Origin of the sequence: Acidithiobacillus sp., from assembly GCF_023255755.1 — a bacterium.
GTDB lineage: Bacteria > Pseudomonadota > Gammaproteobacteria > Acidithiobacillales > Acidithiobacillaceae > Acidithiobacillus.
Genome location: NZ_JAGDVS010000152.1, coordinates 1 through 7,509 on the forward strand (window position 1 = coordinate 1; position 7,509 = coordinate 7,509).

At 63.6% G+C, this 7,509-nt stretch carries 7 protein-coding genes; all 7 read left to right on the forward strand.

The genetic code is table 11. The features are described 5' to 3' along the window. A partial coding sequence (locus tag Q0C48_RS10800) for a glycine cleavage T C-terminal barrel domain-containing protein (RefSeq protein ID WP_291524244.1) occupies nt 1-678 on the forward strand: 678 nt, incomplete at its 5' end. Next, nucleotides 675-1,058, forward strand: a complete 384-nt coding sequence (gene gcvH, locus Q0C48_RS10805; protein ID WP_291524246.1) for a glycine cleavage system protein GcvH — start codon at nt 675-677, stop codon at nt 1,056-1,058. The genes Q0C48_RS10800 and gcvH, both read left to right, overlap by 4 nt. Before the next feature lie 4 nt (nt 1,059-1,062). Next, nucleotides 1,063-2,406, forward strand: coding sequence for an aminomethyl-transferring glycine dehydrogenase subunit GcvPA (gene gcvPA / locus Q0C48_RS10810; RefSeq protein WP_291524249.1), 1,344 nt, complete (start codon nt 1,063-1,065; stop codon nt 2,404-2,406). After that, nucleotides 2,403-3,836 (forward strand): aminomethyl-transferring glycine dehydrogenase subunit GcvPB, encoded by a 1,434-nt coding sequence (gcvPB, locus tag Q0C48_RS10815; protein ID WP_291524250.1) that lies wholly within the window; start codon nt 2,403-2,405, stop codon nt 3,834-3,836. Before gcvPA ends, gcvPB begins: the two co-directional genes overlap by 4 nt. 2 nt (nt 3,837-3,838) lie before the next feature. Next, on the forward strand, nt 3,839-4,741 hold the full coding sequence (locus Q0C48_RS10820) for a MoxR family ATPase (protein ID WP_291524252.1): 903 nt from the start codon (nt 3,839-3,841) through the stop codon (nt 4,739-4,741). Then, nucleotides 4,738-5,739 (forward strand): hypothetical protein, encoded by a 1,002-nt coding sequence (locus Q0C48_RS10825; protein ID WP_291524254.1) that lies wholly within the window; start codon nt 4,738-4,740, stop codon nt 5,737-5,739. The genes Q0C48_RS10820 and Q0C48_RS10825 overlap by 4 nt, the downstream gene beginning before the upstream one ends. Further along, on the forward strand, nt 5,739-7,509 hold a 1,771-nt coding region (locus tag Q0C48_RS10830; RefSeq protein WP_291524256.1), incomplete at its 3' end, for a transglutaminaseTgpA domain-containing protein. The genes Q0C48_RS10825 and Q0C48_RS10830, both read left to right, overlap by 1 nt.

Genomic DNA, 7,509 nt, shown 5'->3' on the forward strand with positions numbered 1-7,509 from the left:
ATTCTGGCGGTGCAGGGCCCCACAGCGCGGGCGATGGCGGCGACGGTGCTGGGCATGTCCGCATTGGCGGAGTTGCCGGTTTTTCACGCGCTGGAGCGGGGCGATTTCTTCGTCGGGCGCACGGGTTATACCGGCGAAGATGGTGTCGAAATTATCGCTGCGAATACTTTGTTACCGGGCCTGGCGGATCGGCTGGTGGCTGCCGGGGTGCGGCCAGCCGGGTTAGCGGCGCGAGATAGTCTGCGTCTGGAGGCGGGGCTGGATCTTTACGGTCAGGATATGACGACGGCGGTTTCGCCTTATGCGAGTAATCTGGCCTGGACGGTGGATTTGCGTGCTGCAGAGCGGGATTTTCTGGGGCGGCTGGCGCTGGAGGCGCAGTTGGTCGCAGGCGGTGGTGCCAAACTCATCGGCTTGGCGATGCGCGAAGGCATTCCCCGGCATGGTTATGTGGTGGAAAATGCGGCGGGGCAGCCTTGTGGGGTGGTCACCAGCGGTATTTTCTCGCCCAGCCTGCAGTGCGGTATCGCGCTGGCCCGCGTGGATGCGGCGCTGGAGCCGATGGCCGCATGCGCCGTTGTGGTGCGCGGGGCGCGGCGTCCGGCGCTGGTGGTAAAGCCGCCTTTCTGGCGGAAAGGCGTGGCAACTTTTTCTTTTCCTGAGGAGCGTGAGGCATGAGCAAGATTCCGGAGACGTTGCGTTACAGCGATACCCATGAGTGGGTCGAAGACCTGGGGGGCGGACGCTACCGGGTAGGGATTACCGATCATGCCCAGGAATTGCTGGGGGATCTGGTGTATGTGGAGGTGCCTGATGCCGGTAAGGCGATTCATGGTGGCGAAGTCTGCGGCGTGCTGGAGTCGGTCAAGGCGGCGGCGGATTTGTATGCGCCGCTCGATGGCACGGTGGTGGAGCGTAATGACGGGCTGGGGGATAACCCGCAGTGGCTCAATGAAGACCCTTATGGTCAGGGCTGGATTATGGTGGTGGAGGCCGACGCAGCGGCCTGTGCCGGACTCCTGGATGCGGCGGCTTATGGTAAATTAGCGGAGTCTTAAGTAAATGCCCTATATTCCCCACGATGGGTTGGAGACGGCGGTGATGTTGGCCGCCGTTGGCGTTGACAGCCTCGACCAGCTTTTTGATGAAATTCCGCCGGCTTTGCAAGTGCATGACATGGTCTTGCCCGAAGGGCTGTCGGAGATGGCCCTGCAACGCGAACTGGAGGAACGTGCCCTAAGCAACGCGCCGCTGCGCTGTTTTACGGGCGGTGGCGCCTATGCCCACCACATCCCGGCCATTGTCTGGGAAATTACCGGGCGCGGCGAGTTTTATTCCGCCTATACGCCGTATCAGCCGGAAGCCAGCCAGGGCACGCTGCAGGTCATCTATGAGTATCAGGGTTTTATCACGCGGCTGACAGGGCTGGAGGTGAGTAATGCTTCCCTCTACGACGGGGCCTCGGGGTTGGCCGAGGCCTGCCTGATGGCGTTGCGGATTCAGGGCGGCGACAAATCCATTCTGGTGCCGGAGAACCTGCTGCCGGGCTGGCGGCGGGTGCTGGACAGCGTGCTCGGCCTGCAAAACATCCGTTTGGTGAGCGTGCCTTATGACCGTGCTACGGGCACCCTGATATTGCCTGCGGAGGCAGGGGATGCGGCGGCGCTGATTATTCCCCAGAGCAACGCCCTGGGTTTGCTGGAGTCCGTGGATGCGCTGACCGACTGGGCCCATGCCCATGGCCTGCTGGCCATAGCCGTGGTCAATCCGCTCGCTCTCGCTATGCTGAAGGCGCCGGGAGATTGGGGTACAGAGGGTGCGGATATAGCGGTGGGCGAGGGGCAGCCGCTGGGGATTCCCCTGAGCGGCGGCGGGCCTTACTTTGGTTTTCTCGCCTGCCGCAAGGCCCACGTGCGCCAGTTGCCTGGGCGACTGGTCGCCAAAACCGTGGACGGGCAGGGCCGTGAGGGCTTTTGTCTGACCTTGCAGGCGCGGGAGCAGCACATCCGCCGTGGTAAGGCGACGAGCAACATCTGCACCAATCAGGGCCTGATGGTGACGGCGGCGACCATCCACATGGCGACGCTGGGCGGGCACGGCTTGCAGCGGACGGCGGTGCTTTGCCATGAACGTGCCGTGCGGCTGCGGGAACTGTTGACGGTCGTGCCGGGGGTGAGCCTGCCTTATGGCGGGCCTTTCTTCCACGAGTTTGTGCTGCGTCTGCCACATGCTGCCGTGGCGGTGCGGGATGCGCTGCTGGGCCACGGTCTGCTGGCGGGACTCCCACTCTCTGACTGGAGGATGGGGGAGGCGGGCGATTTGCTGGTCTGTACCACCGAACTGCTGGAAGAGGCCGATCTGTTGGCGTATCGCGATGCCCTGACCGCTGTGCTGGAGACTTTATGAGCGATTCCATTTTCGATCACGATCACCATTTTCCGGCGGTGGAGTTGCCGTCCGATATCCCGGCGGAGCTACTGCGGAAGGCCCCCCTGAACCTGCCCAACCCGGCGGAACTGGAGGTGCTGCGCCACTATACCCGCCTGTCGCAGAAAAATTTTTCCATCGACACCCAGTTTTATCCGCTGGGCTCCTGCACCATGAAATATAATCCGCGGATTGCCCATACCATGGCTTCGCTGCCGGGCTTCGCGCGTCTGCATCCGGATACGCCTGCTCCGGCTATGCAAGGGCTGCTGCAGGTGCTCTGGGAGTTGCAGGAATGGTTGGCGGCGGCAACGGGCATGGCTGCGGTGAGTCTGACCCCGGCGGCGGGCGCGCAGGGCGAGTTGGCCGGCGTCGCCATGATCCGCGCCTATCATGCGGCGCGCGGAGATCACGGACGGCGGAAGATGTTGATTCCCACGGCGGCGCACGGCACCAATCCGGCCAGTGCCCAGATGGCGGGGTTTGAGGTGGTGGAAATCCCTAATCTGGCCGACGGCGATCTGGATATGGCTTTTTTAGATCAGCATCTGGGGCCGGATGTGGCGGGGATTATGCTGACCAATCCTTCCACCCTGGGCGTCTTTGAACGGCGGATAGCGGATATTGCCGCACGCGTTCATGGGGCGGGGGGGCTGCTCTATTATGACGGCGCTAATCTGAATGCCATTCTCGGACGGGTGCAGCCGGGCCAGATGGGCTTTGATGTGATGCACCTGAATCTGCACAAGACTTTTGCGACACCCCATGGCGGCGGCGGGCCTGGCGCGGGTGCCGTGGCGTTACAGGAACGCCTGCGACCCTTTCTGCCCCTGCCCATGGTGACCCGCGCCGAAGAGGGGGCTCTGCGCTGGTTGGACGAGGGTGATTTACCCCAGAGCATCGGTCGGCTCAGTGCCCATGGCGGTAATATCGGTGTGCTGCTGCGCGCCCATGCCTATATACGCCGTCTGGGTCGGGCGGGGGTGGGCCGGGTATCGGCTTATGCTGCGCTCAATGCCAATTATCTGCTCAGGGAATTGCAGCGGGTGGGCTATCAGGCGGCTTTCCCGGAGCGGCGTGCCAGTCACGAGTTCATCCTGAGCGTCAGCGATTTGCAGAAGGCGACGGGCATACGGGCGCTGGATGTGGCCAAGCGCCTGCTGGATTTCGGCATTCACGCACCGACCATTTACTTTCCGCAACTGGTGCCCGAGTGCTTGCTGATCGAGCCTACGGAGACGGAAAGTAAGGCAACGTTGGACCGTTTCGTGGCGGTAATGGCGCAGATTCGTCAGGAGGCATTGGAGCAGCCGGAACGCTTGCGTGAAGCGCCCCATCATCTGCCGGTGGGGCGCTTGGATGAAGCGCTGGCGGCGCGCCGCCTGGATGTAGCGGCTGCTGCGCAGTGACGGTGTCGCCAGCGGCTCTGCTCGATGCACTCGGTGAAGTATTGCTGGATAAAGAACGGACGCTGCGCCTGATTCTGTCCGGCTTTCTGGCGGGTGGACATGTGCTGGTGGAGGACGTGCCGGGGGTGGGAAAGACGACCCTGTCGCTGGGATTGGCGCGTCTGCTGGGTCTCGATTTCGCACGGGTGCAGATGACGGCCGATCTGCTGCCGGGAGACATTCTCGGGAGCAGTCTCTTCGATCCGCGCGAGCAGCGCTTCGTCTTTCATCGGGGTCCGATTTTTCATGCCGTAGTGCTGATGGATGAGATCAACCGGGCTTCGCCACGCAGTCAGTCCGCACTGCTGGAAGCTATGGCAGAAGGACAGGTCTCGGCAGACGGGCAGAGCTTTCCGCTCCCTAAGCCCTTTTTTGTGATCGCTACCCAAAATCCGCAGGAGCACGCTGGGGTCTTCCCGCTGCCGGAGAGTCAACTGGACCGTTTTACGCTGCGTTTGTCACTGGGGTATCCGAGCCACGAGGCGGAGCGGCGATTATTGGCGGGGGAAAATCGACGGCCTGCCGATCTGAAAGCACTGGCCGATGCTGCATTGCTGCGCCAGTGGCAGGCAGAAGTTGCGGCGCTATTCCTGAGTCCGGAACTACAGGAAATGCTTTTGGCTCTGGCGCAACGCAGCCGTGAGGATGCGCGGGTGCGGATTGGGTTGTCGCCACGAGGTTTGCTGGCGCTCAAGGCGAGCGCACAGGCCTGGGCTTTTCTGGCGGGTCGGGATTTTGTGACGCCCGACGATCTGCGCGCCGTGACGGTGCCGGTGCTGGGGCATCGTTTGCTGTCCAGCGCATCGCTGGGCGGTGATGAACTGACGGCACTGCTGATGCAGGATACCTGGGGTTTTGGCCCGTGAGTCGCAAACGGCGGGAGGTACGTCTTTCCCGTCCTGGTAAGGTCTTTGTCGGGCTGACCCTGGCCCTCGGCTTTTCTGCCGTAAACACCGGTAATAATGTCTTGTTCTTGCTGGTTTCCATGATGCTGGCCATTATGGTGCTCTCCGGTTTCGTCGCCGTCGCCAACCTCTGGCGGGTGCGTGCCGCAGTGCTGCCCGGCCAGATTTTTACCGCAGGAGAGCGGGGCGATCTGCTCCTGCGCATTCATAATCCACGCCCCTGGCCACTGTGGCTGCTGGAACTGCGCTTAGGCGATGCGCGACGCACCCTGACTCGCGTAGGTGCGCGCCAGGAAGCGTTGGTAGCCCTGACCTGGCACCCGCCCCTACGCGGTCAGCCGCCGTTACCCCCTCTACGGATGGGTTCCGCCTTTCCCTTTGCTTTTGTCTGGCGCGGTATGCACCTGGCGATGGAGTCAGCGGATCAGCCCTGGGTGGCCCCCGCTGCGGGCGAGCCATCGTTGCTACCGGCAGATCTGGGTCAGCAGGAGGCGGAGGGGGGTGAGCCCGGCGGCAGCGGTGATCTGCTCTGGGTGCGGGAGCGTCTGCCCGGAGAAGGGCTTGGCGCTGTAGTCTGGCGCCGGGTGGACTGGTCTTTAGGCGTGCAGGGCGCGTTGCGCTTGCCTGTCCGTGAGCGGGAGCAGGCAGGGCAGCGACGGATATTGCTCGACTGGGAAGACGCGACGCTGCGACGCTGGCTGGTGGAGCAGCGCCTGCAAATACTCCGCGCGGCGCTGGACATCGCGCTGGAACGAGGCTGGGCGTGGCAACTGCGGATGCCTGGCGGGATGATTACGGGTCGCGGACACTCGGGCCTGGATCAAGCCTTGTTGCTGCTGGCGCAACAGCCGCCTTTGCCGGTGCTCCGGGAGGCTGATCAGCGTGCTCCCCTGCCTTGGGGCCTACGCTCTGCCGGACAGTGGTTGCGGCGCTTGCCGCATCCGGGAAGGGTGGGCTGATGCCTGGTCTGCGGCTTCCCGCGCGTAGTGTGGGCTCCTTACTGGCGGCGTTGATGGGTGCCTTTTTGCTCCTCGCGCTGGGTGCGGAGGCGGCACTCTGGGCCATGGGGGCTTGGGTCGTGGCGACCGGTCTCGGGCTGTATGGGGCCTGGCATGGGCGCCTGCCTTGGTTCAGTGCGGCGCAACGCTTGCTGCTGGGTCTTTTTCTGCTGGCGCTGGCGTTGCTGCTGGCCGGATGGGGCAACTGGCTGGCGATGGCCAGTCAGGCGGTGCTGGTGCTGCTGGCGGTGAAGGCACTGGAAATACGCAGTCAGCGCGACTTTTATCAGGTGGCGGCGCTGGTGCTGCTGGGCATGGGGGTGGCAGCGTGGCTGCGCGTGGATGTTCTGCTCGGTATTTTTGTGTTGGCGGCCTTATACCTGTCCCTGCTGGGATTGCTCTGGCAGCCCTTAGCCGATGCAGCGGTGGAGCGCACGACGGAAGGGCTGCACTGGCGGGATTTCCGCTACATGCTGGTCTTCAGTCTGGTTTTTCTGCTGGTGCTGTTGCCGGTGACGGCCATTTTCTTTCTGATATTGCCGCGTACGCCGACGCCGCTCTGGGCTTGGGCACCGCCACAGGGGGTGGCGCATTCGGGTTTCAGCGCGGATTTGTCGCCAGACCGTATTGCGCATCTGGCCCTCGACTCCGCCACGGCTTTTCGGGCGCAGATCAGTCCGCAGCCCGCTAACCCGGAGAGTTTATATTGGGTGGGCGCGATCCTCTGGCGCGATGAGGGCCGGAGCTGGGTGCCGGATCCACCTGCCGCCATGGTGCAGGGCGCTGTATCTGCCGACGCCGGTGCCACAGGCATTCGACAGAAAATCGTTTTAAGCCCCGATAACAGTAATTATCTGTTTGCCCTAGCTGCGCCTTATCGTCTGAATATCCCGGTCACCTACCAGCAGCAGGCGGATGGCGTATTGCGTCTGGACAAGGCGCCCGGTTTGCCCATGCGTTATATCGTCTGGTCTGCGCCTGCCGCACCGCGTCTGCTCTCTGCAGCGGAGCGCGCCGCGGCCCTGCAGGTGCCTGCCGACACCAGCCCGGACGTGCGCGCGTTGGCGGCACGATTTGCGGGCGGTAGCGGTGCTGTGGTGGTGCAGCGTCTGCTGCACTGGTTTCATGAGCCCTCTTTCCGCTACCGCCTGCAAGCGCCGACGGGTTACCCCCACGGGCAGGGCGTGGTGGATTTTCTCCTCCATACCCATACGGGTTTTTGCGAATACTACGCGGGCGGATTGGCTCTGCTGCTCCGGCTGGACGGAATTCCGGCACGGGTGGTGACCGGGTATCACGGTGGTGAGTACAACCCGGTGGGCAACTACTGGATTGTGCGGCAGAGCATGGCCCATGCCTGGGTACAGGCCTGGCTACCGGGACAAGGCTGGGTGCGGCTGGATGCGACGCCTGCGCTGACGGTGCCCGGTCAGGAGGGCAGCAATTCCGGGACCTTAGCCCCCGCAGTGGTGCCCGGCGCTCAACAGCTTTGGGACTGGTTGCAATGGCAGTGGATCAACATGGTCATCGACCTGACCCCGGCCAAACAGCGTGCCCTCTGGGAGTCAGCGGGCCTGCAAATGATGCAGATGGCGCAGTCGTCTGCCCATCCGCCACACTGGCCGAAGGCACCGAACTGGCACCGGCACGCCGCGCTGGCTTGCTGGCTGGCGGGGGGCAGTGCTTTGCTGCTGATGGCCTGGCTGCTGTGGCGCCGCCATCGGGCGGGTC